19 protein-coding genes and 1 pseudogene are annotated in these 23,692 nt (G+C 71.1%); 16 read left to right on the top strand and 4 right to left on the bottom strand.

What is annotated here, in order from left to right:
- Positions 1–107 precede the first annotated feature (107 nt).
- From ACNNMR_RS06500 to ACNNMR_RS06490, 3 genes are all read left to right on the top strand, one after another.
- Complete coding sequence (locus ACNNMR_RS06500) at positions 108–749, top strand: helix-turn-helix transcriptional regulator (RefSeq protein WP_419993558.1); 642 nt, start codon at positions 108–110, stop codon at positions 747–749.
- Between the two features lie 176 nt (positions 750–925).
- On the top strand, positions 926–1,918 hold the full coding sequence (locus ACNNMR_RS06495; protein ID WP_419993557.1) for an ATP-binding cassette domain-containing protein: 993 nt from the start codon (positions 926–928) through the stop codon (positions 1,916–1,918).
- A complete protein-coding gene (locus ACNNMR_RS06490) occupies positions 1,915–2,691 on the top strand; it encodes an ABC transporter permease (protein WP_419993556.1) in 777 nt (258 codons plus the stop codon). Before ACNNMR_RS06495 ends, ACNNMR_RS06490 begins: the two co-directional genes overlap by 4 nt.
- A 27-nt stretch (positions 2,692–2,718) precedes the next feature.
- Here the strand turns inward: ACNNMR_RS06490 and ACNNMR_RS06485 are convergent, their stop codons facing one another.
- Positions 2,719–3,564, bottom strand: a complete 846-nt coding sequence (locus tag ACNNMR_RS06485; protein WP_419993555.1) for a siderophore-interacting protein — start codon at positions 3,562–3,564, stop codon at positions 2,719–2,721.
- 51 nt (positions 3,565–3,615) lie between these two features.
- Positions 3,616–4,527, bottom strand: coding sequence for a 5'-3' exonuclease (locus ACNNMR_RS06480; protein WP_420000276.1), 912 nt, complete (start codon positions 4,525–4,527; stop codon positions 3,616–3,618).
- Between the two features lie 550 nt (positions 4,528–5,077).
- Between ACNNMR_RS06480 and ACNNMR_RS06475 the strand changes: the two genes are divergently transcribed.
- The 5 genes and pseudogenes from ACNNMR_RS06475 (at position 5,078) to ACNNMR_RS06455 (ending at position 12,432) form a co-directional block, all read left to right on the top strand.
- On the top strand, positions 5,078–6,169 hold the full coding sequence (locus ACNNMR_RS06475) for a quaternary amine ABC transporter ATP-binding protein (RefSeq protein WP_419993554.1): 1,092 nt from the start codon (positions 5,078–5,080) through the stop codon (positions 6,167–6,169).
- Positions 6,162–8,783, top strand: coding sequence for an ABC transporter permease/substrate binding protein (locus ACNNMR_RS06470; RefSeq protein WP_419993553.1), 2,622 nt, complete (start codon positions 6,162–6,164; stop codon positions 8,781–8,783). The genes ACNNMR_RS06475 and ACNNMR_RS06470 overlap by 8 nt, the downstream gene beginning before the upstream one ends.
- A 327-nt stretch (positions 8,784–9,110) precedes the next feature.
- Positions 9,111–10,698 (top strand): annotated as a pseudogene (locus ACNNMR_RS06465) (TROVE domain-containing protein).
- 45 nt (positions 10,699–10,743) lie between these two features.
- A complete protein-coding gene (locus ACNNMR_RS06460; RefSeq protein WP_420000275.1) occupies positions 10,744–11,463 on the top strand; it encodes a helical backbone metal receptor in 720 nt (239 codons plus the stop codon).
- A 27-nt stretch (positions 11,464–11,490) separates the two neighbouring features.
- Entirely contained in the window at positions 11,491–12,432 is a 942-nt protein-coding gene (locus ACNNMR_RS06455) for a phosphotransferase family protein (protein ID WP_419993552.1), read from the top strand.
- Here the strand turns inward: ACNNMR_RS06455 and ACNNMR_RS06450 are convergent.
- On the bottom strand, positions 12,416–13,102 hold the full coding sequence (locus ACNNMR_RS06450) for a gamma-glutamyl-gamma-aminobutyrate hydrolase family protein (protein WP_419993551.1): 687 nt from the start codon (positions 13,100–13,102) through the stop codon (positions 12,416–12,418). The genes ACNNMR_RS06455 and ACNNMR_RS06450 overlap by 17 nt on opposite strands.
- Positions 13,103–13,209: 107 nt before the next feature.
- Between ACNNMR_RS06450 and ACNNMR_RS06445 the strand changes: the two genes are divergently transcribed.
- From ACNNMR_RS06445 to ACNNMR_RS06420, 6 genes are all read left to right on the top strand, one after another.
- A complete protein-coding gene (locus ACNNMR_RS06445; RefSeq protein ID WP_419993550.1) occupies positions 13,210–14,577 on the top strand; it encodes a glutamine synthetase family protein in 1,368 nt (455 codons plus the stop codon).
- Complete coding sequence (locus ACNNMR_RS06440) at positions 14,574–15,953, top strand: aldehyde dehydrogenase family protein (RefSeq protein ID WP_419993549.1); 1,380 nt, start codon at positions 14,574–14,576, stop codon at positions 15,951–15,953. Before ACNNMR_RS06445 ends, ACNNMR_RS06440 begins: the two co-directional genes overlap by 4 nt.
- Entirely contained in the window at positions 15,950–16,735 is a 786-nt protein-coding gene (locus ACNNMR_RS06435) for a 3-oxoacyl-ACP reductase (protein WP_419993548.1), read from the top strand. The genes ACNNMR_RS06440 and ACNNMR_RS06435 overlap by 4 nt, the downstream gene beginning before the upstream one ends.
- A gap of 65 nt (positions 16,736–16,800) precedes the next feature.
- On the top strand, positions 16,801–18,066 hold the full coding sequence (locus tag ACNNMR_RS06430; RefSeq protein WP_419993547.1) for a haloacid dehalogenase-like hydrolase: 1,266 nt from the start codon (positions 16,801–16,803) through the stop codon (positions 18,064–18,066).
- A 75-nt stretch (positions 18,067–18,141) separates the two neighbouring features.
- Positions 18,142–18,591 (top strand): Rrf2 family transcriptional regulator, encoded by a 450-nt coding sequence (locus ACNNMR_RS06425; RefSeq protein ID WP_419993546.1) that lies wholly within the window; start codon positions 18,142–18,144, stop codon positions 18,589–18,591.
- Between the two features lie 90 nt (positions 18,592–18,681).
- Positions 18,682–20,139 (top strand): MFS transporter, encoded by a 1,458-nt coding sequence (locus ACNNMR_RS06420; RefSeq protein WP_419993545.1) that lies wholly within the window; start codon positions 18,682–18,684, stop codon positions 20,137–20,139.
- Here ACNNMR_RS06420 and ACNNMR_RS06415 read toward each other — a convergent pair.
- Positions 20,109–21,317, bottom strand: a complete 1,209-nt coding sequence (locus ACNNMR_RS06415; RefSeq protein WP_420000274.1) for an amino acid deaminase/aldolase — start codon at positions 21,315–21,317, stop codon at positions 20,109–20,111. The genes ACNNMR_RS06420 and ACNNMR_RS06415 overlap by 31 nt on opposite strands.
- 178 nt (positions 21,318–21,495) lie before the next feature.
- Here ACNNMR_RS06415 and ACNNMR_RS06410 point away from each other — a divergent pair, with 178 nt between their 5' ends.
- The gene (locus ACNNMR_RS06410) at positions 21,496–22,479 is read left to right on the top strand and encodes a hypothetical protein (RefSeq protein WP_419993544.1); all 984 of its coding nucleotides are present in this window, start codon (positions 21,496–21,498) and stop codon (positions 22,477–22,479) included.
- A 32-nt stretch (positions 22,480–22,511) separates the two neighbouring features.
- Positions 22,512–23,678: a type VII secretion-associated serine protease mycosin gene (gene mycP / locus ACNNMR_RS06405; protein WP_419993543.1), complete on the top strand. Its 1,167-nt coding sequence runs from the start codon at positions 22,512–22,514 to the stop codon at positions 23,676–23,678.
- Positions 23,679–23,692: the final 14 nt, after the last annotated feature.

Genomic DNA, 23,692 nt, shown 5'->3' with positions numbered 1-23,692 from the left:
AGGGCGCATGGCCACCCGCGCAGCATTGCGATGTATCGCGTGTTGACCCGTCCCGGCAATCGCGATATGTTCGGTTACGGATATACGGTTACGAGGAGGTGGGCGCGATGGCCCGGTTCAGGCGGGGCAACCCGCTGGCGCTGGCCGTGCTGGCCTTCCTCAGTGAGCGGCCGATGCATCCGTACGAGATCGGGCAGCTGCTGCGGCAGCGCGGCAACAGCGAGACCATCAAGATCAATTACGGCTCGCTGTACACGGTCGTGCAGAGCCTGGAGAAGCACGGCCTCGTCGAGGTCGCGGGCGTGCAGCGGCAGGGCAACCGCCCGGAGCGCACCGTCTACGCCCTCACCGACGCGGGCAATGCCGAGCTGCACGAGTGGCTGGCCGAGCTGGTGGGCGAGCCGGTGAAGGAGTATCCGGTCTTCGGGGCCGCGCTGTCGCTGATGGGCGTCCTGGGGCCCGATGAGGTGGTCGAGCTGCTCACCACGCGGGCCGAACACCTGGAGGTGCGGGCGGCCGGTGGCCGCGGCGTGGCCGAAGGGCTGGCCGAAAAGCTGCCGCGGCTCTTCATCGTGGAGGCCGAGTATCAGGCGCACATGATGGCGGCCGAGGCCGCCTGGGTGCGCGGCCTGGCCAAGGAGATCGCGTCCGGGTCGCTGGACGGCGTCGAGGAGTGGCGCCAGCTGCGCGACACGGGCGAGGTGCCCGAGAAGTGGAAGAGGCTGGAGGAGCCCGAGACGGACGCGTAACAGCAAAAGAGAATCCCGGCGGCGCTGCGGCAACAGCCCCGCCGGGGAAACGACCCGAGACCGCACCTGAACCCGCCGGAGGCGGGCGTGCGGGACATCCGAGACGTAGCACTTTCAGGATAGCCCGGCGCCGCTCGGCGGAGATCACCCATCTTCGTAAGAAGCGGAGCTTTGTCATGCCTGGAAACGGCAGCGCGCTCGCAGTGGACGCGCGCGACCTCGTCAAGACCTACCCCGGGGACGTCACGGCGCTGGACGGCATGTCCGTCCAGGTGGCCGCCGGCACCGTCTTCGGGCTGCTCGGCCCGAACGGCGCCGGGAAGTCCACCACCGTAAAGATCCTCACCACCCTCGCCCGCCCCGACTCCGGCGCCGCCACCGTGGCAGGGCACGACGTGGCGAAGAAGCCCGGCAAGGTGCGGCGCGCCATCGGCGTCGTCTCGCAGAAGTCCGGCGCCGACCCGGTCGCCACCGGCCGCGAGAACCTGATCCTGCAGGGGCGGCTGTACGGGATGCGCGGCCCCGAGCTGCAACGGCGGGCGGACGAGCTGCTGGAGCGATTCGACCTCGCCGACGCCGGGAAGCGCACGGTGAAGGGCTACTCCGGCGGCATGCAGCGGCGCCTGGATGTGGCCCTCGGCCTGGTGCACCGGCCCGAGGTGCTCTTCCTCGATGAGCCGACCACCGGACTCGACCCGGAGGCCAGGCAGGCCATGTGGGACGAGATCGGCCGGCTGGCGGGCGACGAGGGGCTGACCATCCTCCTCACCACCCACTACCTGGAGGAGGCCGACAAGCTCGCCGAGCGCATCGCCATCGTGGACCGCGGCCGCGTCGTCGTCGACGGCACCCCGGACGAGCTGAAGGGCGAACTGCGCGGCGACGCCGTGCACGTGGAGCTGCGCGACCCGGTGGGGGAGGTGGACGCGCGGCTGCTGACGACCGCACTGACGGAGTTCGCGGGCGTACGGGACGCGGCCGTCGAGGACCGCCGGCTGAGCGCGCGCGCCGACGACGGCCCGGCCGCCGTGCCGCAGGTGCTGGCCGTGCTGGAGCGGGAGGGTGCGAAGGTCGCCGCCGTCACCGTGGCGCGGCCGTCGCTCGACGATGTGTATCTGCGCTATGCGGGCCGCCGGTTCGCCGATGTGGACGCCGGAGGTGCCCGATGAGCAACGTACTCGACCAGACCTGGTTCATGACGCAGCGCCAGCTGATGGCGCTCGTCCGGCAGCCCGCCTTCCTGGTCATCACGCTGATCCAGCCGGTGATCTGGCTCTTCCTCTTCGGCAACCTCTTCAAGAAGGTCACCGAGCTGCCCGGCTTCGCCTCCGGCTCGTACCTGGACTATCTAGTGCCCGGCGTCGTCGTGATGAGCGCGCTGAGCTCCAGCATGTGGGCCGGGATGGGCACGCTGGAGGAGATCGAGCGCGGGACGCTCAACCGCTTCCTGACGACGCCGGTTTCGCGCGGCGCGATCATGAACGGCAACGTCGTACAGAACGCGCTGAGCGTCGCCCTGCAGTCCGTGATCATTGTGCTGCTCGGCAAGGCCGGCGGGGCCGACTACCCGGGCGGGGCCGGGGGTGTGATCATTCTGGTCGCGGCGGGCATCCTGCTCGGCACCGTGTTCGGAGCGATGTCCAACGCGATCGGGATGACCGTCAGGCAGCGGGAGTCGATCATCGGCATCAACACCTTCCTGCTGCTGCCGCTGACCTTCCTGTCCTCCGCCTTCATGGCGCCGGACCTGATGCCGTCGTGGATGCGGCACATCGCCGACTTCAACCCGGTCAACTGGGCGATCGTCGCGGGCCGTTCCGCCATGGCCGCGGATCCGGACTGGGGCGATGTCCTGACCCGCGGCGGGGCGCTGCTGGCGCTGGCGGTCGCGGCGGTGTGGCTGTCGACGCGGACGTTCCGGACGTATCAGCGGTCGGTCTGAGGAGGAGCGGCTACGGAGGGTGTGGCGTTACGCCGCCACGCCCTCCTGCTCCGCCTCCACCTGGGCGTTCCACTCCTTCTTCGAGGACTGCCAGCCGTCCTCGTTGTGGCCGAGCCGCCAGTAGCCGGAGATGGACAGCTGCTCGCGCGGGATCTCCCGCTCCACGCGCAGCATCCGGCGCAGCTCCTTCACCATGCCGGCCTCGCCGTGCACGAAGGCGTGCACCTGGCCCGCCGGGAAGTCGAGGGTGCGGACGGCTTCGACCAGGGCGGTGCCGACCGGCACGCCGTTACGGAACAGCCAGGTGACGTCGGCCCCGGCCGGGGCGGTGAGCGGCTGGCGCTCGTCGCGGTCCTCGACCTCGATGAAGCAGTGCACCTGCGCGCCCTCGGGCATCCGCTCCAGCGCGGCGGCGATGGCAGGCAGCGCGGACTCGTCGCCCGCGAGGAGGTGCCAGTCGGCCTCGGGGTCCGGGGCGTACGCGCCGCCGGGGCCCATGAAGAGCACGGTGTCGCCGGGCTCGGCCTTGTCGGCCCACGGGCCCGCCAGGCCCTCGTCGCCGTGGACGACGAAGTCGACGGTGAGCTCGCGCAGTTCGGCGTCCCAGCGGCGGATCGTGTACGTACGGGTGACCGGCCACTGGTCGCGCGGGAAGTCCTCGCGGATCTGCGCCATGTCGAACGGCTCGGGGTAGGTGACGCCCGGCTGCGGGAAGAGGATCTTGATGTAGTGGTCGGTGTACTCGCCGGCCCCGAATCCGGCCAGCCCTTCCCCGCCGAGCACCACGCGCACCATGTGCGGCGTGAGCCGCTCTGCGCGCACCACCTCGGCGCGGTTGACGGGCCTCTGCTTGCGGGCTGGACGGTCTGCCACTACGGCCTCCCGGACGCTTGTCAGCTACTTAGGTGACCCTAACCTAACAGCTCACGCCTGCAGAGTGGAGAGAACCCGCTCCAGGGAGCTCCCCAGCCCCCACCGCTTCGCCAGCGCCAGCAGCCGCTCCGGGTCCTTCGGGGTGCGGGGGAGGGCCGGGTCGTACGGGGGGAGGGGGATGTCGCTCGCGACCTTGACCACCGTCGGGGCCACCGCGATATACGGGCGGGACTCGTCCAGCTTGCGGCGCTGGGACGGGGTGAGGCCCGACTTCGGGTCGTCGACCGCGGCCATGATGCCGGCCAGGTCGCCGTGCGCGTCCAGGAGCTTCGCGGCGGTCTTCTCGCCGATGCCGGGCACGCCGGGCAGGCCGTCGCTGGGGTCGCCGCGCAGCAGGGCCAGGTCCACGTACCCCGGGCCGTCGACGCCGTACTTCTCGTGCAGCGCCGCCTCGTCCATCACCGTGGCGTTGCCGACGCCGCGTACCGGATAGATGACGCGGATGCCGCGGGCGTCGTCGATGAGCTGGAAGAGGTCGCGGTCGCCGGTGACGATGTCGACCGGGCCCTTCGCCTTGGCGGTGAGGGTGCCGATGACGTCGTCCGCCTCGTAATGGGGGACGCCGACGCGGGCGATGCCGAGGGCGTCGAGGACCTCCTCGATCACCGGCACCTGCGGGGAGAGGGTGTCCGGCACCTCCTCGGTGTCCGGCTCGGCCTCGCCCGGGTGTTCCTCCACGACGCGGTGCGCCTTGTAGGAGGGGATGAGGTCCACCCGCCACTGCGGCCGCCAGTCGGCGTCCATGCAGGCGACGAGGTCGTCGGGGTGGTGGTCGGCGGTCAGCCGGGCGATGAAGTCGAGCAGGCCGCGGACGGCGTTGACGGGGGTGCCGTCGGGGGCCTTGATCGACTCGGGCACGCCGAAGTAGGCGCGGAAGTACAGGCTGGCGGTGTCGAGAAGCATCAGGCGTCGGGTCACGGGGTCGATTTTGCCGTACGGGACGCCCGGCCGGGCGGGTGTGACGCAGTTGGCGGAAGTGCGGGTCGGTTCCATCGGATCACTGTGAAGTCGATCACCGGCCGGGGCGGGTGGGTACGGCCCCGAGCACGCGCCCGCCGGCGGCCGCGTGGAGGTCGCCGTACCCGCTCCCGCCAGGCAGTTCGCCTTCTCGACGGCAGGTCGGAGGGGTCGGCGGCGGAGGCTTTGCGGAGCGGGCCGCGCCCCGGGGGCGGGGGACAGATGGGTGTAAAACTTGGATGCAGTCGCCAACGAATGGTGGTTGGCGGCGGGTGCGCAACCCGACTGGAGAGGCCCTTCGGCCGGGCGCAACACGTGCGTTGAAGGTGACGCACGTCACCAGCGTGTTTGAGACACGTAAGTCTGGGCAGCGGCGCATCGGAGTGGATCCGGCCTGCCCAAGGGCAGAACGGGGCAAAACGGGCAGAACCCGCACCACTCTGCGACCCGCCGGCGGGGGAGGCGGGTCGTTTTACGTACGACTCGTGAGGTGTATGTGAGCAGGCTGCAAGCCGAGCACTTGTACAAGGTGTTCGGCAAACAAGCGGAACAGGCGGTGAGCCGGCTCGAATCCGGCGCAGACCGCGACGAACTGCGCAAGAACGGCACCACCGCCGCGGTCATCGACGCCAGCTTCGAGGTCGAGTCCGGCGAGATCTTTGTCGTCATGGGTCTGTCGGGCTCCGGCAAGTCCACGCTGCTGCGGCTGCTGAACGGGCTCCTGGAGCCCACGGCCGGCGCCGTGAAGTTCGACGGCGAGGACCTGACGAAGCTCAGCGCTCCCGCCCTCCGTGCGGTCCGCGCCAAGAAGATCTCCATGGTCTTCCAGCACTTCGCCCTCTTCCCGCACCGCAGCGTTCTGGAGAACGCCGGGTACGGGCTCGAGGTGCAGGGGGTCGAGAAGAAGGAGCGCGAGGAGCGCGCCACGGAGGCCCTGCACCTCACCGGCCTCGAAGGCTGGGAGAAGTCCTGGCCCGACGAGCTGTCCGGCGGCATGCAGCAGCGCGTCGGCCTGGCCCGCGCGCTGGCCACCGACGCCGACCTGCTGCTGATGGACGAGTCCTTCTCCGCCCTGGACCCGCTGATCCGCCGCGACATGCAGGACCAGCTCCTGGAGCTGCAGGAGAAGCTGAAGAAGACCATCGTCTTCATCACCCACGACCTGAACGAGGCCATGCGCCTCGGCGACCGCATCGCGGTCATGCGCGACGGTCAGATAGTCCAGATAGGCACCCCGGAAGACATCCTCGTGCGCCCGGCGAACGACTACGTGCGCCGCTTCGTCGAGGACGTCGACCGGACCCGCGTGCTCACCGCCGGCTCCATCATGGAGCAGCCGCAGGACGGCGCCACGATCAAGAGCTTCACCGCCGCGGTCAGCGTCCCCGAGGACACCCCGGTCGCCGAGCTGTTCGCGCCCTTCGCGGGCGGCGACGAGGCGGTCGGCGTCACCGGCGACGACGGCGACCTGGTCGGCCGCGTCGAGCGGGACCGGCTGCTGTCCGTGCTGGGTGAATCCGTCACCGGCGGCGAGGACGGCACGGACGCCGACGAGGGCGAGAGCGAAAAGGTGACGGCCGGTGCCTAGGATCAATTTCGGTGACTGGGTCGAGGACGCCATCAACTGGCTGATGACCCACCTCGCCTGGCTCTTCGACGCCATCAACTCCGTCATGTCGAACATGTACGACGGCATCAACTGGGTGCTCAGCGCCCCCGAGCCGCTGCTGATGGCCGGCATCTTTGCCGTGATCGCGTTCTGGCTGCGCGGACTGCTGCCGGCGGTGCTGGCGTTCATCGGGTTCGCGCTGATCGACTCGATTGAGCTGTGGCCGCAGGCGATGCAGACGGTCTCGATGGTGCTCGTCAGTGCCATCCTCACGCTCGTCATCGCGGTTCCGCTCGGCATCCTGGCCGCACGGAAGAACGGCTTCAGCGCCCTCCTCCGGCCGGTCCTCGACCTGATGCAGACGATGCCCGCGATGGTGTACCTGCTCATCGCCGGATCGTTCTTCGCCATCGGCGTCATGCCCGGCCTCGTGGCCACCGTGGTGTTCGCGATGCCGCCGGCCGTCCGCATGACCGAGCTCGGCATCCGCCAGGTCGACGAGGAGCTCGTCGAGGCAGCGGAGGCCTTCGGCACCAAGCCGGGCGACACCCTGCGGCGCGTGCAGCTGCCCCTGGCGCTGCCGACGATCATGGCCGGTGTCAACCAGGTCATCATGCTGTCGCTTTCGATGGTCGTCATCGCCGGTATGGCCGGCGCCGCGGGCCTCGGCGAAGAGGTCTACCAGGCCGTCACCCAGGTTCAGATCGGCCCCGGTTTCGAGGCCGGCGTCGCCGTCACCATCCTGGCGATGTACCTGGACCGGATGACCAGCGCGCTCAACCAGCGGGTCTCCCCGCTCGGCCGCCGCGCCCTGGCCAAGGCCGCCGCCATGGCCAGCGGCTGGAAGCTGGCGCACTACCGCCCCGCCACCTCGGTCGCCGCCGTCGGCGTCGTCGTGCTGGCGCTCATCGCGGGCGGCATGAACCTCGCCGGCTCCGATGACGACGGATCGCAGACCACCGCGTCCACGAACGTCGGCAAGGGCAAGGAAATCAAGATGGGCTACATCCCGTGGGACGAGGGCATCGCCTCCTCGTACCTCTGGAAGGAAGCTCTGGAGCAGCGCGGCTACAAGGTCGACCTGCAGCAGCTTGACCCGGGCCCGATGTTCGGCGCGCTGTCCAAGGGCGAGCTGGACTTCCAGACCGACACCTGGCTGCCGACGACCCACGAGCAGTACTGGAAGAAGTACGGCAGCAAGCTGGAGGACCTCGGCCAGTGGTACGGCCCCACGTCTCTGGAGCTGGCGGTGCCTTCGTACATGAAGGGCATCAAGTCCCTGGAGGACCTGAAGGCCAACGAGGACAAGTTCGACAGCAAGATCATCGGGATCGAGGCGTCGTCCGGCGAGATGGGCATTCTTAAGGACAAGGTCGTCAAGGAGTACGGCCTGACGGACTGGAAGGTCGTCTCCTCTTCGACCGCGTCGATGCTTTCGGAGCTGGACCGCTCGTACAAGCAGAAGAAGCCCATCGTGGCCACCCTGTGGTCGCCGCACTGGGCCTACAGCAAGTACGACCTGACCAAGCTCGAGGATCCCAAGGGCGCCTTCGGCAAGGGCGACAAGATCCACACCGTGGCCCGGAAGGGCTTCAGCAAGGACGACCCGACGGTCGCCGGCTGGCTGAAGAACTTCAAGATGAGCGAGAAGGACCTCACCGGGCTTGAGAGCATGATCACCGACGCCGGTAAGAGCCACGAGCAAGACGCGGTCAAGGATTGGCTGAAGAAGCACCCCGGCTTTGTTGACAAGATGGCTCCCGTCAAGGGTGGCTCCGGCGCCGTGGCCAAGGGCAAAGACGCCGGTAAGGCCGTGAACCTCGGTTACTTCCCCTGGGACGAGGCGATCGCCTCGACCTACCTGTGGGAGAACATCCTCGAGGACCGCGGCTACAAGCCGAAGACCCAGCAGCTCGACCCGGGCCCGCTGTACCAGGCGCTCTCAAAGGGTGAGATGGACGTCCAGATGGACTCCTGGCTGCCGACGACGCACAAGCAGTACATGAACAAGTACGGCGACAAGCTCACCGACATCGGGCAGTGGTATGGCCCCACCTCGCTCGAGCTGTCCGTGCCGTCGTACATGAAGGACGTGAACTCCCTGGAGGACCTGAAAGACCACAAGGGCGAGTTCAAGGGCAAGATCATAGGCATTGAGGCGTCCGCTGGCATGATGGGGATCCTCAAGGACAAGGTGGTCAATGAGTACGGCCTGAAGGACTGGAAGGTCGTCTCGTCCTCCACCGCGTCGATGCTCTCCGAGCTCGACCGCTCCATCAAGAAGAAGGAGCCGGTCGTCGTCACCCTTTGGTCGCCGCACTGGGCCTATGCCAAGCACGACCTGAAGAAGCTCGAGGACCCGAAGGGCGCTTGGGGCAAGGGCGATGACATCCACATCACCGGTAAGAAGGACTTCAAGAAGGACTTCCCCGAGCTGAACGGCTGGCTGAAGAACTTCAAGATGTCCGAGAAGGACCTCGCCTCCCTGGAGGCCGAGATCCAGAAGGGCGGCCAGGGCAAGGAGAAGGAGTCCGCCCGCAAGTGGATGGACGCCCACCCCGGCATCGTGGACAAGCTGGCTCCGGTCAGCTGACCCCACGCGCCCGCGGCCGCCGACGCCGCACCTCACCGAGGGGCCCCGCCCCGGCCGCCATCGCGACGGCCGGGGCGGGGCCTTCGGCGTTGCCGCCGATTTATTCGGATGACACCGACTCCCGGCGCTCGTACGGTATTTACCAGGAACAGCGGAGCGCCCGGTGCGCAGGCTGCGGTTACTTCTTGGGATCCAAAGGCTGCGGGTTCGAATCCCGTCGTCACTTCGGGTGGCGTAGCTCAATCGGATAGAGCATTGGAATGAATCCGCCGCCGTTTTCTGAACTCGGGCGCCCCGGCAATGGTCGGGGTATTCAGCGGGGGAGCCATGAGCAAGTTCAATCGGAAGGCGCGTGTCCGCGCGCCGGATGCCGTCACGTATGAGGGCGGCGCCGCCTATACGCGTGACAGCAAGTCAGAGCTTGTGCTGCTTGCCGTGGTCAACATGGTCGGCGAGGACACCTTTTACGAGCACGCCGGCGACCGCGACGACCGCTTCCGCACCCTGGTGCGGACCGTCGCCGTGGCCGACGGCGAGTGGACGGCGCGGTTCGTGGCGTGGCTGCGGGGCGAGGCCAACATGCGCTCGGTCTCGCTGGTCGCCGCCGCCGAGGCGGTCGCGGCCCGGCTGGCCGAAGGGCTGCACGGGGGCAACCGCGCAATCGTGGCGGCCGCGTGCCTGCGCGCCGACGAGCCGGGCGAGTTCCTCGCGTACTGGACGGGTGCCCACGGCCGTGCGCTGCCGAAGCCGGTCAAGCGCGGCCTCGCCGACGCCGTCCGGCGCCTGTACACCGAGCGTGCGCTGCTGAAGTACGACACCGGCGGCGCCCGGGACTTCCGCTTCGCGGATGTGCTGGAGTTGGTGCACGCGACGCCCGATGCGGCCAAGACGTGGCAGGGCCCGCTCTTCCAGCACGCCCTCGACCGGCGGCACGGCCGGCGCGAGGGCGCGGTGCCGGAGGCGCTGCGGACCGTACGGGCGCGGGCCGAGCTGATGGCGCTGCCCGAGGAGGGGCGGCGGCCGCTGCTCGCCGCGCCGGACGCGCCCGAGCGGCTGCGTGCGGCCGGCATGACCTGGGAGGCGCTCGCCGGGTGGCTGCAGGGGCCGATGGACGCGGAGGCGTGGGAGGCCGTGCTGCCATCGATGGGGTACATGTCGAAGCTCCGCAACCTGCGGAACTTCGACGAGGCCGGGCTGAGCGACGACGCCGCCGCGCAGGTGGCCGAGCAGCTCGCCGACCCCGCCGAGGTCGCGGCGTCGCGGCAGTTCCCGTACCGCTTCCTGTCGGCCTACCGCGCCGCGCCCTCGCTCCGCTGGGGGCCACGCGCTCGACAATGCGCTGACCGCGGCCACGGCCAACGTTCCGGCGCTGCCGGGCCGTTCGCTGGTGCTCGTGGACACGTCCGGGTCGATGGCCGGCCGGCTCTCGGGCCGCTCGCAGGTCACGCATGCCGACGTCGGCGCGCTCTTCGGGGCCGTGCTGGCGCACCGCGGCTGCGACGTCGACCTCGTCGGCTTCGCCAACGGGACGTTCCGGCACGGGCTGACGCCGGGCGGTTCGGTGCTGCGGGACATCGACGCGTTCTGCGCGCGGATCGGCGAGGTCGGGCACGGCACGGAGACGGTCGCCGCGCTCAAGGCGAGCTACCGCGGGCACGACCGGGTCGTGATCGTCTCGGACATGCAGGCGTTCGCGTACCCCGGCTTCGGGCGCGCCAACGTCTCGGTGTCGGAGGCGATCCCGGCGCAGGTGCCGATGTTCGGGGTCAACACCACCGGCTACGCCGCCGCGTCGATCGACGCCGCGCGGTCCGGCCGGTACGAGATCGGCGGCTTCAGTGACAAGCTGTTCAGCATGGTCGGGCTGCTCAGCGACGATCGCGTGGCCGCTTGGCCGTGGGAGACCGCGGCCTGACTGGGGGCGTACGGTGCCGGGGTGGACTACTCCGGCACCGTACGCATTGAGCGCGTCGTCTCCCTCGTCCCGTCGCTGACGGAGGCGGTCGCCGAGAGCGCGCCAGGGCTGCTGGTAGGCGCCACCGACTGGTGCAGCCATCCGGCTTCGCTGGAGGTGACGCGTGTACGGGGGACGAAGAACCCGGACGTCGAGAAGATCATCGCGCTGGCCCCCGACCTGGTCATCGCCAATGAAGAGGAAAACCGCGAGCCCGACCTCGCCGCCCTGCGGGAGGCCGGGCTCGACGTGCTGGTGACCGAGGTGCGGACGCTGGAGCAGGGCTTCGCGGAGCTGCACCGGGTGCTGGTCGACGCGTGCGGGCTGGCGCGGCCCGCGTGGCTGGATGCCGCGGAGGCCGCTTGGGCGGCGGTGGTTCCGGCTCGGCCGCCGCGGCGGGCGGTGGTGCCGATCTGGCGGCGGCCGTGGATGGTGCTGGGGCGGGACACCTTCGCCGGGGATCTGCTGGCGCGGCTGGGGGTGGTGAATGTGTACGAGGGCAGCGACGAGCGGTATCCGAAGATCCCTCTGGAGGCGCTCACGGCCTCCGGCGCCGACCTCGTCGTCCTGCCCGACGAGCCGTATGCCTTCACCGCGGACGACGGCCCGGAGGCCTTTCCCGGGCTGCCCGCCGCGCTCGTCAGCGGGCGGCATCTCACGTGGTACGGACCGTCGCTGGCGGAGGCGCCGGCTGTGCTGGGGGCGGCGGTATTCCGCTCGACCTGATCGTGGGGGCGCTGCCACCATTGATCGATGAGCAGCAGCATCGTGCCCGCCGAAGGCGTCCGCCTGCCCTGGGACGGCGTCCCCGATCACGTCCGGGGTGCCATCGAGGCCGAGCTCGGGTCGGGCGTCGTCGCTGCCGAGTCGCAGGCCGGGGGCTTCTCTCCGGGCGTCGCCGCCCGACTGCGGCTGGCCGACGGGCGGCGCGTCTTCATCAAGGCGGTCAGCGCCGACACCAACGACGTCGCCGCCCGCATGCACCGCAAGGAAGCCCGCAAAGTCGCCTTGCTGCCGCCCGGCACCCCCGCGCCGCGGCTGCTCGGGTCGTACGATGACGGGACCTGGGTCGCGCTCGTCTTCGAGGAGGTCGAGGGGCGGCAGCCGCATGTGCCGTGGGACGGGGGCGAGTTGCGGCGGGTGCTCGCTGCGCTCGGGGAGCTGGCCCGTATCCCCGCGCCGGAAGGCGTCCGGGCGCCGCGGGGGGACGGCTTCGGGCGGTGGCGGGAGATCGCCGTGGCGTACGACGCCGGTGAGGACGATCTGCACGGGCTCGACCCGTGGGTGCGGGCCCGTATCCACGAACTCGCCGAGCGCGAGTCCCGCTGGGCAGCGGCCGCCGCGGGTGAGGTGCTCGCGCACGGGGACGTGCGGGCCGACAACATCCTCCTGACCGCCGATGGCGCGGTCTTCGTCGACTGGCCGCACGCGCTGCGCGCCGCGCCCTGGTTCGATCTGCTCATCTCCCTGCCGTGCATCGCCATGCAGGGCGGTCCCGACCCGGAGGCGACCTTCACCGGGCACCCGCTGGCGCGGGACGCGGACCCGGACGATGTCACGACGCTCCTCGTCGCCGTCACGGGCCTCTTCCTCGGCGGCGCCCGCCTCCCCGCACCGCCCGGCCTGCCCACCCTGCGCGCCTTCCAGCGGGCGCAGGGCGAGCACGCGCTGGCCTGGCTCAGGAAGCGGCTCTGACCAGACCCTCCATGACCCGCAGATCGTCACCCATCTCCGGATGCCACTGCACGCCGACGGCGAAGCCGTCACCGGGGCGCTCCACGCCCTCGACGGTGCCGTCGTCCGCGTGCGCCGACACGGTCAGGCCCTCGCCGAGCCGCTCCACCGCCTGATGGTGGTACGCCGGAACCACCGTCTCGGCGTCCTCCAGCAGCGCGGAGAGGCGCGTCCCGGGGACGGGCTTGACCTTGTGCTCGCCGAAGACGCCGGGCGGCCCGTCGTGCCCGTCGAGGTGCTGGATTAGGGTGCCGCCACAGGCCACATTCAGCAGCTGGGCGCCACGGCAGATCCCCAACAACGGCAGCCCGCGCTCCAACGCCGCCTCGATCAGCGCCAGTTCCCACGCATCCCGCTCCTGCGCGGGCGGCCCCGTACGCTCCGACCGCTCGGCCCCGTACCGCCCCGGCTCCACATCAGGCCCACCAGCCACCACCAGCCCATCCAACCGCGCCACCGCCTCCCTGGCGGCCCCCACGGCCTCGTCGGGCGGCAGCAGCGCCGCCATCCCACCCGACCGCTGCACCAGCCGGTGATACCCCGAAGGCAACAGCGCAGCAGGCAACCGCCACTGCAACCAGGCGGCCTCCTCCACAAGGTAGGTCGAGACACCGATCAGCGGACGTCGCATGAGTTCTCCCCGGCGTGGGAATGCCCGTTCCCGATCAAGGGTAGTCAGGATTACCTTTCAGTGGCCTCCCGGCAGCTCCACCTCCCCGAATGAGGAAGGCGATTGCAGTGCCAGACCGCACACCTCCGCTCACCGTCGACGAGCTGCGGCGGCGCGCAGACGACGGCAGCATCGATACCGTCGTCGTCGCCTTTGCCGACATGCAGGGGCGGCTCCAGGGCAAGCGCTTTGCCGTACGGCACTTCCTCGATGAGGTCGTGGGGCATGGGACGGAGGGGTGCAACTACCTCCTTGCCGTCGATGCCGACATGAATACGGTCGATGGCTTCAAGATGTCGTCGTGGGATCTTGGCTACGGGGACTTCGCCATCCATCCTGACCTGGACACCTTGCGCATCACCCCCTGGAACGAGGGGACCGCTCTGCTCATCGCCGATCTGGCGTGGCATGACGAATCCCCCGTCACCCCCGCGCCCCGGCAGATCCTCCGCCGGCAGCTCGACCGGCTCGGCGAGCGGGGGTGGACGCCGTACGTGGGGACCGAGCTCGAGTTCATCGTCTTCCGGGACTCGTACGAGCAGGCCTGGTCGGGCGGCTATCGCGAGCTGACGCCGGTGAATCAGTACAACGTCGACTACTCCATCCTCGGCACCGGCCGCGTCGAGCCGCTGCTGCGCCGGATCCGTAACGAGATGGGCGCGGCCGGCATGCGCGTCGAGTCCGCCAAGGGCGAGTGCAATCTCGGGCAGCATGAGATCGCCTTCCGGTACGAGGACGCGCTGACGACGTGTGATCAGCACAGCGTCTACAAGACCGGCGCGAAGGAGATCGCCTCCCAGGAGGGCATGTCGCTCACCTTCATGGCGAAGTACAACGAGCGGGAGGGCAACTCCTGCCACATCCACCTGTCGGTCAGGGACGGTGACGGCGAGCCCGTCTTCGCCAGGGACCGGGCCGGCGGCATGTCCGAGGTGATGGAGCACTTCCTCGCCGGGCAGCTCGCGGCGCTGCGCGAGTTCTCGCTGCTGTACGCGCCCAACATCAACTCGTACAAGCGCTTCCAGCCCGGCTCCTTCGCCCCCACCGCCGTCGCCTGGGGCCCCGACAACCGCACCTGCGCCCTGCGCGTCGTCGGCCACGGCCACTCGCTGCGGCTGGAGAACCGCATGCCGGGCGGGGACGTGAACCCGTACCTCGCCGTCGCCGGAATGATTGCCGCCGGGCTGCACGGCATCGAGCAGAAGCTGCCGCTGCCCGAGCGGGTCACCGGCAACGCGTACGACCTCGACGGCATCGCCCATGTGCCCACTACGCTGCGCGAAGCCGCCGAGCTCTGGCACGACAGCGCGCTGGCCCGCGAGGCCTTCGGCGAGGACGTCGTCAAGCACTACCTCAATATGGCGCGGGTGGAGCAGGAGGCGTACGACAGCACGGTGACGGACTGGGAGCGGTTCCGGTCCTTCGAGCGGATGTGAGCAGGCAGTTGGAGTTCGAGATCGTCAACCCCGCCACCGGGGAGAACATCGCCACCGTCCCCGGCACCTCCCGCGAGGAGGTGGACGCCGCCGTCGCGCGGGCCGCCAAGGCGCAGCAGGCCTGGGCCGCGCTGGTGCCCGGGGACCGGGCCTGGCTGCTGCGCAAGGTCGCCGACGCCATCGACACGCACCTGGAGGAGCTGGCGCAGCTGGAGGTGCAGGAGGCCGGGCATCCGATCGGCGCTGCCCGGTGGGAGGCGGGCAATGCTCGGGACCTCTTCGAGTACGCGGCCGGGGGTGTGGAGCGGCTGACGGGGCGGCAGATCCCGGTGACCGGCGGGGTGAACCTGACCTTCGCCGAGCCGCTCGGCACCGTCGCCGTCATCGCGCCCTGGAACTTCCCGCTCCCCATCGCCTCCTGGGGCGTCGCCCCGGCGCTGGCGGCGGGCAACGCGGTCCTCCTCAAGCCCGCCGAGACCACGCCGCTGACGGCGCTGCTGCTGGCGGAGCTGGCGCTGCAGGCGGGGCTGCCGGAGGGGCTGTTCCAGGTGCTGCCGGGGGCCGGGCCGGTCACCGGGGACGCGCTGGTGGAGCACCCGGGGGTCGCCAAGGTCGTCTTCACCGGCTCCACCGCCGTCGGCAAGCAGATCATGGCCAAGTGTGCCGCCCAGGTGAAGCGGGTGACGCTCGAACTGGGCGGCAAGAGCCCGAATATCGTCTTCGGAGACGCCGACCTGGAGCGGGCGGCTGCCGCCGCGCCCGCCTCCTTCCTCGACAACACCGGGCAGGACTGCTGCGCCCGCACCCGCATCCTGGTGCAGCGGTCCGCCTACGACCGCTTCATGGAGCTGCTGGAACCGGCCGTCCTCGGCTTCAAGGCCGGCGACCCCGCCGACCCGGCGACGGAGATGGGCCCGCTCATCTCGGCCGCGCACCGCGAGCGGGTGCGCGGTTACGTACCCGAGGACGCGCCCGCCGCCATCCGCGGCACGGTGCCGGACGGGCCGGGCTTCTGGTATCCGGCCACCGTCCTCACCGACGTCCCCGCCGACGACCGGCGGGCGACCGAGGAGATCTTCGGCCCGGTCGCCATCGTCACGCCCTTCGACGACGAGGCGGAGGCGGTACGGCTCGCCAACACCGGCCCGTACGGCCTCTCCGGCTCCATCTGGACCCGCGACGCCGGGCGGGCGCTGCGCGTCTCGCAGGCGGTCGAGGCCGGGAACCTGTCCGTCAACTCCCATGGCAGCGTGCGCTACTGGACCCCCTTCGGGGGCTACAAGCAGTCGGGCCTGGGGCGGGAGCTCGGGCCCGACGCGCTGCATGCCTTCACCGAGACGAAGAACGTGTTCATCAGCACCGAGGAGAGCCAGTGACTCAGGAAGCCCCCGTCTGCCGCCGCCTCGTCGGCCGCACCGCCGTCGTCACCGGCGCGGGCAGCGGCATCGGCCTCGCCACCGCCCGCCGGCTCGCCTCCGAAGGCGCGAAGGTCGTCTGCGCCGACGTGGACGTACGGGCCGGGAAGGCGGCCGAGGAGGCGACCGGCGGGCTGTTCGTGAAGGCGGACGTGACGAGCGAGGAGGAGGTGGCGGCGCTGTTCCAGACGGCCTTCGAAACGTACGGCTCCGTCGACGTCGCGTTCAACAACGCGGGCATCTCGCCGCCCGACGACGACTCCATCCTCACCACCGACCTGGCCGCCTGGAAGCGGGTCCAGGACGTCAACCTCACCTCCGTCTACCTGTGCTGCAAGGCCGCGATCCCGTACATGCAGCGCCAGGGCCGCGGCTCGATCATCAACACCGCCTCCTTCGTCGCCCGCATGGGCGCCGCCACCTCGCAGATCAGCTACACCGCGTCCAAGGGCGGGGTGCTCGCCATGTCGCGGGAGCTGGGCGTGCAGTTCGCGCGCGAGGGGATCCGGGTCAACGCGCTGTGTCCCGGGCCGGTCAACACGCCGCTGCTGCAGGAGCTGTTCGCCAAGGACCCGGAGCGGGCGCAGAGGCGGCTGGTGCACATCCCGGCGGGCCGGTTCGCCGAGGCCGAGGAGATCGCCGCCGCGGTCGCCTTCCTGGCCAGCGACGACTCGTCCTTCGTCAACGCCGCCGATTTCCTGGTCGACGGCGGAATCTCCGGCGCGTACGTGACACCCGTGTGACGAAAGGATGTACGGTGCATGCGTTTCGATCCGTAGCACGATGACGTACGTACGGAGGCACCACCTTGCGCACCGCACCGCTGCTGTCCGCCCTGAGCCTGGCCGCGGCCGCCACCCTGACGGCCGCCCCGGCGGGCGCCGTGGCCCCGCACGAGTCGGGGCGTGACTGCCCGCAGCTGTCCGGCGACCTCGCCTGGTTCGGGGACAACCGCGACAAGCTGCAGGACGCGATCGACGAGGCCGGGAGCTGCTCGGGCGGCCACCGCGAACGGCCCGTCGCCGCCTTCGACTGGGACAACACGATCACCAAGAACGACGTCACCGACGCGGTGATCGCCTGGTCGCTGCGGCACGACAAGATCCTGCGCCCTGACAGCTGGCGCGACACCAGCAAGTGGCTCACCCCGGCCGCGGACAAGGCGCTGACCGAGGCCTGCGGCACGGACGTGCCGGTCGGCAAGCCGCTGCCGACCTCCACCGACACCGCCTGCGCCGACGAGATCTTCCAGATCCGCTCCAAGGCCACGACGATGGCCGGCGACGAGGCCTTCGAGGGCACCTGGAACCACCGCCGCACCGTCCCGGAGTACGCGTGGGTGCCGCAGCTGTTCGTCGGCCACACGGTGAAGGAGCTGCGCTCGTACGCGGCCAAGTCGCGGGCGGAGGCGCTGGCCGCGCCGATCGGCGCGAAGCAGACCGTCGGCACCCATGAGATCCCGGCCTACGTCCGCTACTACGACCAGCAGCGCGACCTGGTCAAGACGCTCAAGGAAGCCGGCTTCGACGTCTACATCGTCTCCGCCGGGTCCGAGCCGGTGACCGAGGTGTGGTCGAAGGGCATCGGCATCGACCCTAAGCACACCATCGCCATCCGCAGCGTGGAGAAGCACGGCAAGATCACGCCGTACAACTACGGCTGCGGCGACGTGGGCGTCACCGAGGGCGAGTACATCCCGTACATCGACGGCAAGCGCTGCGCGGTGAACCAGGAGATCTTCGGCGTGCAGGGCGCCGACGCCTGGAAGAAGCAGGACGCCAAGCACCGCATCGCGATCGGCGGCGGCGACGCGGACACCGACGTCACCTTCGTCGGCGACGCCACCGCCGCGCACCTCGTCCTGAACCGCAACAAGCCGGAGATCATGTGCCGCGCCTACGACGACGCGGACGGGCGCTGGGTGGCCAACCCGATGTTCATCGAGCCGCTGCCGAAGCTGCAGACGCCGTACCCGTGCGCCACGACGGCTTACACGAACGAGGACGGGACGCATGGGCCGGTCCTGCGGGAGGACGGCGACGTGGTGCCCGACCAGGAGGACAAGGCGTCCTGAGCGCGGGCCGTCGTTGACGCCCAGGGGAACTGTAACTAACCTGATTGCAGTTTGGTCGGCGCCGAGGGAGTGGTGATGGCGGTCAGTACCCGTACCGCGGTGGCGGCGCATGCGCTGACCTTCCTGGCAGGCCGGGAAGCGGACGGGCTGCAGTCGTCGGCGCGGATCGCGGAGAGCCTGGAGAGCAACCCGGTGCTGGTGCGCCGGGTGCTCGGGCAGCTGCGGGCCAAGGGTCTCGTCGACGCCGTCGAGGGCAGCGGCGGCGGCTGGCGGCTCGCCAGGCCGGCCGCGGAGATCAGCCTGCTCGACGCGTACGCCGCCGTCGAGGACGACCTCACGCTGCTGCCCACGCACGCCCATCCGCCCAGCCGCAACTGCGCGGTGGGCCGGCACATGCAGTCCCTCCTGGAGGAGGAGTTCTGCGCCGCGCGGCGCGCGATGGAGGAGCAGCTCGCCGGCACGACCATCGCGGACATGCACCGCCGCATTCAGCGGCGCGACGGTGCCGCACCCGTGAGCGGCTAGCCGCCCCGAATTGGCCGGAGTTCAGCTCCGGCCAATTTCTTGACCTTAACTGCAACCGTGATAGTTACAGTTCTGACGAGTGGAGTACCCGTGCAGCCACCAACCGCCCCCCTGCCCCGCCTGCTGAGCGTCCTGATCCCGGCGATGCTGCTCATCCCCATCGCCGCAGACATGGTCTCGCTCCTCCTGCCCCGGATCGCGACGGAGTTCTCGACCTCGACCGCGCAGGCCGCCTGGGTGGTGACCGGATTTCTGCTGGCGTGCGCGATCGGGATTCCCGTGTACGGGCGGCTGGCGGACCGGTTCAGCCTGCGCCGGCTGTTCACGGTGGCGCTGGTGGTCTTCGGGGCCGGCAGCCTGATCTGCGCCCTGGCGCCGAGCCTGGTGGTGCTGGTCGTCGGGCGGATCGTCATGGGCGCGGGCGGGGCCGCCATCCCCGTGCTCGCGATCGTGTCCGCGGCGCGGCTGCTGTCCGGGCGTGAGGCCGCGGTCGGCATCGGGTTTCTCGGGGCGTCGGCGGGCGTCGGTACGGCGGCGGGGCCCGCGGTGGGCGGGATCCTCGGGGACGCGCTGGGCTGGTCGGCGCTCTTCTGGCTGATGACCGTGGCCGCGCTGGCGCTCGTACCGGCGGTCCGGCGGGTCCTCACCGATGCGACTCCGGACGACCGGCGGTCCATCGATCTGCTCGGCGGCGTCCTGCTCGGCGGCGGGGTCGGTCTGGGGCTGTTCGGGGTCACCCGGATCGAGAGCGCCGGGCTCGGCTCGCCGACCTCCTGGGGCTCGATGGCCGCAGGGGCCGTCCTCGCGGCGCTCTTCATCTGGCGGATCCGTACCGCCGGACACCCCTTCGTGCCGCCCGCGCTCTTCGCGAACCGCGGCTATGTCGCGGCCGTCATGGTGATCTTCCTGGCCATGACCGTGAACCTGGCGACGCTCGTCCTCGTACCGATCCTCCTCATCAACGAGGGCGGCCTGACACCCACCGAGGGCAGCCTGGTCATGATCCCCGGCGGGCTGGCGCTGGCGGCGACCTCGCCGCTGGCCGGGCGGATCAGCGGCCGGGGCAGCCGGGGTACGGACGCGGGGACCCTGATCGTGACCGGACTCGCCGTGCTCGGCGGCTCGATGCTGCTGCTGTCCACGCTGGCCGCCGGCGACTCGCCGGTGCTCGCCGGGGTGGCGGTGTTCGCGCTCGGCGCCGGGTTCGCGGTCGTCGTCACGCTCACCACCACCGCGGTCAGCCAGCTGCTGCCGCCGGAACAGGTCGGCGTCGGCGTCGGAATCTTCCAGGGCGCCCAGTTCCTGGGTGCGGGCGTCGGACCCGCGGTCTTCTCGGCCCTGCTCTCGGCCCGGCTGGGCAGCGCGGACGACGCGGTGAATCCGCTCCACACCGACGCGGCTCCGGCGTACTCCGACACCTTCCTCGCCCTGGCCGCCGTGGCCGTCCTGGCCGTACTCGCCGCCCTGCGCCTGCGGCGGGCGACCGGCCGCGCCCGCGGCGCCGAACCGGCCGCCGACTACAGGAAGGTCCGCCCCTCACCCCGATAGGTGGGCACCTTCTCGACCACCTCATCGCCGTCGATGAGATGCAGCTCGTCGAAGCGCTCGCACAGCTCGCCCGCCTTCGCATGCCGGAACCACACCCGGTCGCCGACCAGCAGATCGTCCGCGGGCGAGCCGAGCAGCGGCGTCTGCACCTCGCCCGCGCCCTCCTGGGGGTCGTAGCGCAGGCCCTCGGGGAGGTACGGGACCGGCAGCCGGTCCGGTCCGGGCGCGCCGGACGCCGGGTAGCCGCCGCCGAGGACCGTCACCACGCCGACGCCGGGCCGCCGCACCACCGGCTGCGCGAACAGCGCGGCCGGACGGCCCCTGTACGACGTGTAGTTGTCGAACAGCCGCGGCTGGAAGAGCCCGGACCCCGCCGCCACCTCCGTCACCGCGTCCTCCGAGGCGGTGTGCTGCACGCTGCCCGTACCACCGCCGTTGACGAACTCAAGACCGCCGGGCCCCGCCACCGCCCGTACGGCCGCCACCGCCTCCGCCCGCCGCGCCGCCAGCTCCTTGCGCGCCTTCGCCTGCATCAGCCGGATCGCCCGCGAGCGCACCGGACGCCCGGCGATCGCGTCGCCGACACCGGCGATATGGCCCTCGTACGCCATGATGCCCACCAGCCGGAAGCCGGGGCGGCGGACCACCGAGCGGGCCAGCTCGGCCAGTTGCGCGGGGCTGGCGAGGGGGGAGCGGCGGGCGCCGACCCGTATCCGGCCGCCGAGCATCCGCAGCGCCGTGTCGAGCTCGATGCAGACCCGGATCTCCTCGCGGCCGCCGTCCCGGGCCGCGTCGATGAAGGCGAGCTGGGACGGGTCGTCGACCATGACGGTCACCGCCTCCGCGAGCTTCGGGTCGGCGGCCAGCTCGGCGAAGCCCGCCCGGTCGGCGGACGGGTAGGCGAGCAGCACGTCCTCGAAGCCCGAGCGGGCCAGCCACAGCGACTCGGCGAGCGTGAAGCTCATGATGCCGGCGAAGCCGGGGCGGGCCAGGACGCGTTCCAGCAGCGCCCGTACGCGCACGGACTTGCTCGCGACCCGGATCGGCTTGCCGCGGGAGCGGCGGACGAGATCGTCGGCATTGGCGTCGAAGGCCTGGAGGTCGACGATCGCCAGCGGGGCGTCGAGGTGCGCGGTGGCCCGGTCGTACCGTGCCCGGTCTGCTGTCGGTCCTTGCATGCCTTGCATGCGAGCAGCGTGCCAGAGTATCCGTACCGGCCGGTAGAGGCTGGAAAGAGCGGTGTCATCGGGTCAAGGGGTGGACTGACTGCCCACGACCGCCAAGACCTAAGTAAAGTGTCCGAGCGCATCAGGGAGCAGGTGCCGCAGGTCAGAGGGGACAGAGGGGAGGGCTGCGGTGAGCACGGATACCGGCGAGGCGTCCGCGGAACAGTCACCCGAGTCACAAGTCGAGCCACGACGCGAGCCGTCGCCCGAGTCGCCACCCGCCCCACCAGCACCGCCGCGCCCATTCGCGCCGCCGAGACCCGTCGAAGCCCCCGCCCGCGTCGGCGCCCCGCTGCACGTCGCCGCGGTGCTGCCGACGGACGCCCCTGAAGAGTCCGAGCCGGAGCCGCAGGGCCGCAGCCTCCGCCGCACCATCACCGCCGTGGCCTGCGCCATCCTCGGCCTAGGCCTGCTCGCCGGATCCGTCGCCGGCACCTGGCTGAGCGGCGGCGACGAGACCGGCGACCAGGCCGCGTACGAAACCGCCCGCCAGCTCTGGCACACCACCGAGGTCGGCACCCTCTTCCCCAGCACCCTCCGCGGCGAGGCCGCCGGACCCGGCGACGCCGACCGCACCTGGAAGCGGATCGCGGTGGCCAAGGACGGCGACTGCCGCGGCGCCTTCGACCCGAACCTCGGCAAGGCGCTCGCCCCCGTCGGCTGCGAGCGGCTGCTGCGCGCCACGTACGCGGATGCCACCGGGACGCATGTCACCACGGTCGGGCTGCTGTTCACCAAGGCCGGGCCCGAGCGGATGCAGGCGCTGCGGGCCCGCTTCGCGGACGAGGACCTCGCCGAGCGGAAAGACCTGCTGCCGCTGCCGTACGCCGTCCCGGGCTCCCCGGCCGCGGACTTCGGTAAGCGGCAGCGGGCGACCTGGACGGTGGGAGTGGTGACCGATGCGCCGGTGGTCGTGTACGCGGTGAGCGGATTCGCCGACGGCCGTACGGTGTCGGAGCCGCAGCCGGCGAAGAGCGCGGTGCGCGCCGGGCAGACGACGGTGGCCGCGCAGGCCGGCCTCGGCCACGACGCGCAGGGCATCGCGGACCGGATCGAGAGCAAGCTGCGCAGCCGGGCCGGCGCGGCCGCGGCGGAAGCTGGGGATATTCGGTGAGCCGTCGCGGTGTTTCCCGTACGGGCAGAGTCATGCGCGCTGCCGGGGTCCTCGCTCTCGCCGGGGCGCTGCTGGCGCCATCGGCGGCGCAGGCCGATGACGTACGGGACCTGGAGTGGGGCCTCGATGCCGTACGGGCGCCACAGGCCTGGGCCACCACCAAGGGCGAGGACGTCACGGTCGCGGTGCTGGACACCGGGGTCGACGCGAAGCATCCGGACCTGGCCGGTTCCGTGCTGCCCGGGAAGGACCTGGTCGGCTTCGGGGCCGAGCGCGGCGACGCGGCGTGGGCGCGGCACGGGACGGCGATGTCCGGGATCATCGCGGGGCACGGGCACGGTTCGGGGGGCACGGAGGGCGTCACGGGGGTGGCCCCGGAGGCCAAGATCCTGCCGATCCGGGTGATTCTCGAGGACAGCGACTCGGAGCGTAAGAAGGCCAGGTCGCAGCGGGGCGGGGCGCTGGCTGACGGGATTCGCTGGGCGGTCGACCACGGCGCGGACGTCATCAATCTCTCGCTGGGCGACGACAGCCGGTCGGCGCATCCCGAGCCGGGGGAGGACGCGGCGGTGCAATACGCGCTCCGCAAGGGGGTCGTGGTCGTCTCCTCGGCCGGCAACAGCGGCGAGAAGGGCGACCACATCTCGTACCCGGCGGCGTATCCCGGGGTGATCGCGGCGACGGCCGTGGACCGGGGCGGGGTGCGGGCGCCGTTCTCGACGCGGCGGTGGTACGCGACGGTGTGTGCGCCCGGTGTCGATGTGGTGATCGCCGATCCGGACCGCAGCTATTACGAAGGCTGGGGCACGAGTGCGGCTGCCGCCTTCGTGTCGGGGGTCGTGGCTCTGATCCGCTCGGCCCACCCGAAGCTGACCCCGGCGCAGATCCGCGACCTCCTCCAGGACACCGCGCGCTATCGCCCGGAGGGCGGCCGGAGCGACTCGCTGGGCGCGGGCCTGGTCGATGCGGCGGCGGCGATCAGCGCGGGCGGAAAGCTGGGCTCCCGGGCAGCCAAGTCCGGCACCAAGTCGGAGCACCCGCCGCGGTACTTCGGCGCGGGGCCCGCGCTGGCGGGCGTCGGCTCGTCGGACAGCGGCCCGGGGCCGCTGGCGCTGGCGGCGGGCTTTGTGGGCGTGGGCTTGCTGGGGGGCGCGTGGGTCGTGTGGCGGGGACCGCGGCGGGAGCAGGAAGAAAACTGACTCGCCCTGCCTCT

It is taken from the genome of Streptomyces boninensis, assembly GCF_048572725.1.
GTDB classification, from domain to species: Bacteria; Actinomycetota; Actinomycetes; order Streptomycetales; family Streptomycetaceae; genus Streptomyces; species Streptomyces boninensis.
This window is presented reverse-complemented; position numbering and strand designations above follow the sequence as displayed.

What these genes read in the sequence shown, in the direction of transcription:
- ACNNMR_RS06495 (WP_419993557.1), top strand. Translation starts at nt 926, where the DNA reads ATGCCTGGAAACGGCAGCGCGCTCGCAGTGGACGCGCGCGACCTCGTC.
- ACNNMR_RS06455 (WP_419993552.1), top strand. Translation starts at nt 11,491, where the DNA reads ATGAGCAGCAGCATCGTGCCCGCCGAAGGCGTCCGCCTGCCCTGGGAC.
- mycP (WP_419993543.1), top strand. Translation starts at nt 22,512, where the DNA reads ATGCGCGCTGCCGGGGTCCTCGCTCTCGCCGGGGCGCTGCTGGCGCCA.
- ACNNMR_RS06450 (WP_419993551.1), bottom strand. Translation starts at nt 13,102, where the DNA reads ATGCGACGTCCGCTGATCGGTGTCTCGACCTACCTTGTGGAGGAGGCC.
- ACNNMR_RS06500 (WP_419993558.1), top strand. Translation starts at nt 108, where the DNA reads ATGGCCCGGTTCAGGCGGGGCAACCCGCTGGCGCTGGCCGTGCTGGCC.
- ACNNMR_RS06415 (WP_420000274.1), bottom strand. Translation starts at nt 21,317, where the DNA reads ATGCAAGGACCGACAGCAGACCGGGCACGGTACGACCGGGCCACCGCG.
- ACNNMR_RS06480 (WP_420000276.1), bottom strand. Translation starts at nt 4,527, where the DNA reads ATGCTTCTCGACACCGCCAGCCTGTACTTCCGCGCCTACTTCGGCGTG.
- ACNNMR_RS06490 (WP_419993556.1), top strand. Translation starts at nt 1,915, where the DNA reads ATGAGCAACGTACTCGACCAGACCTGGTTCATGACGCAGCGCCAGCTG.
- ACNNMR_RS06425 (WP_419993546.1), top strand. Translation starts at nt 18,142, where the DNA reads ATGGCGGTCAGTACCCGTACCGCGGTGGCGGCGCATGCGCTGACCTTC.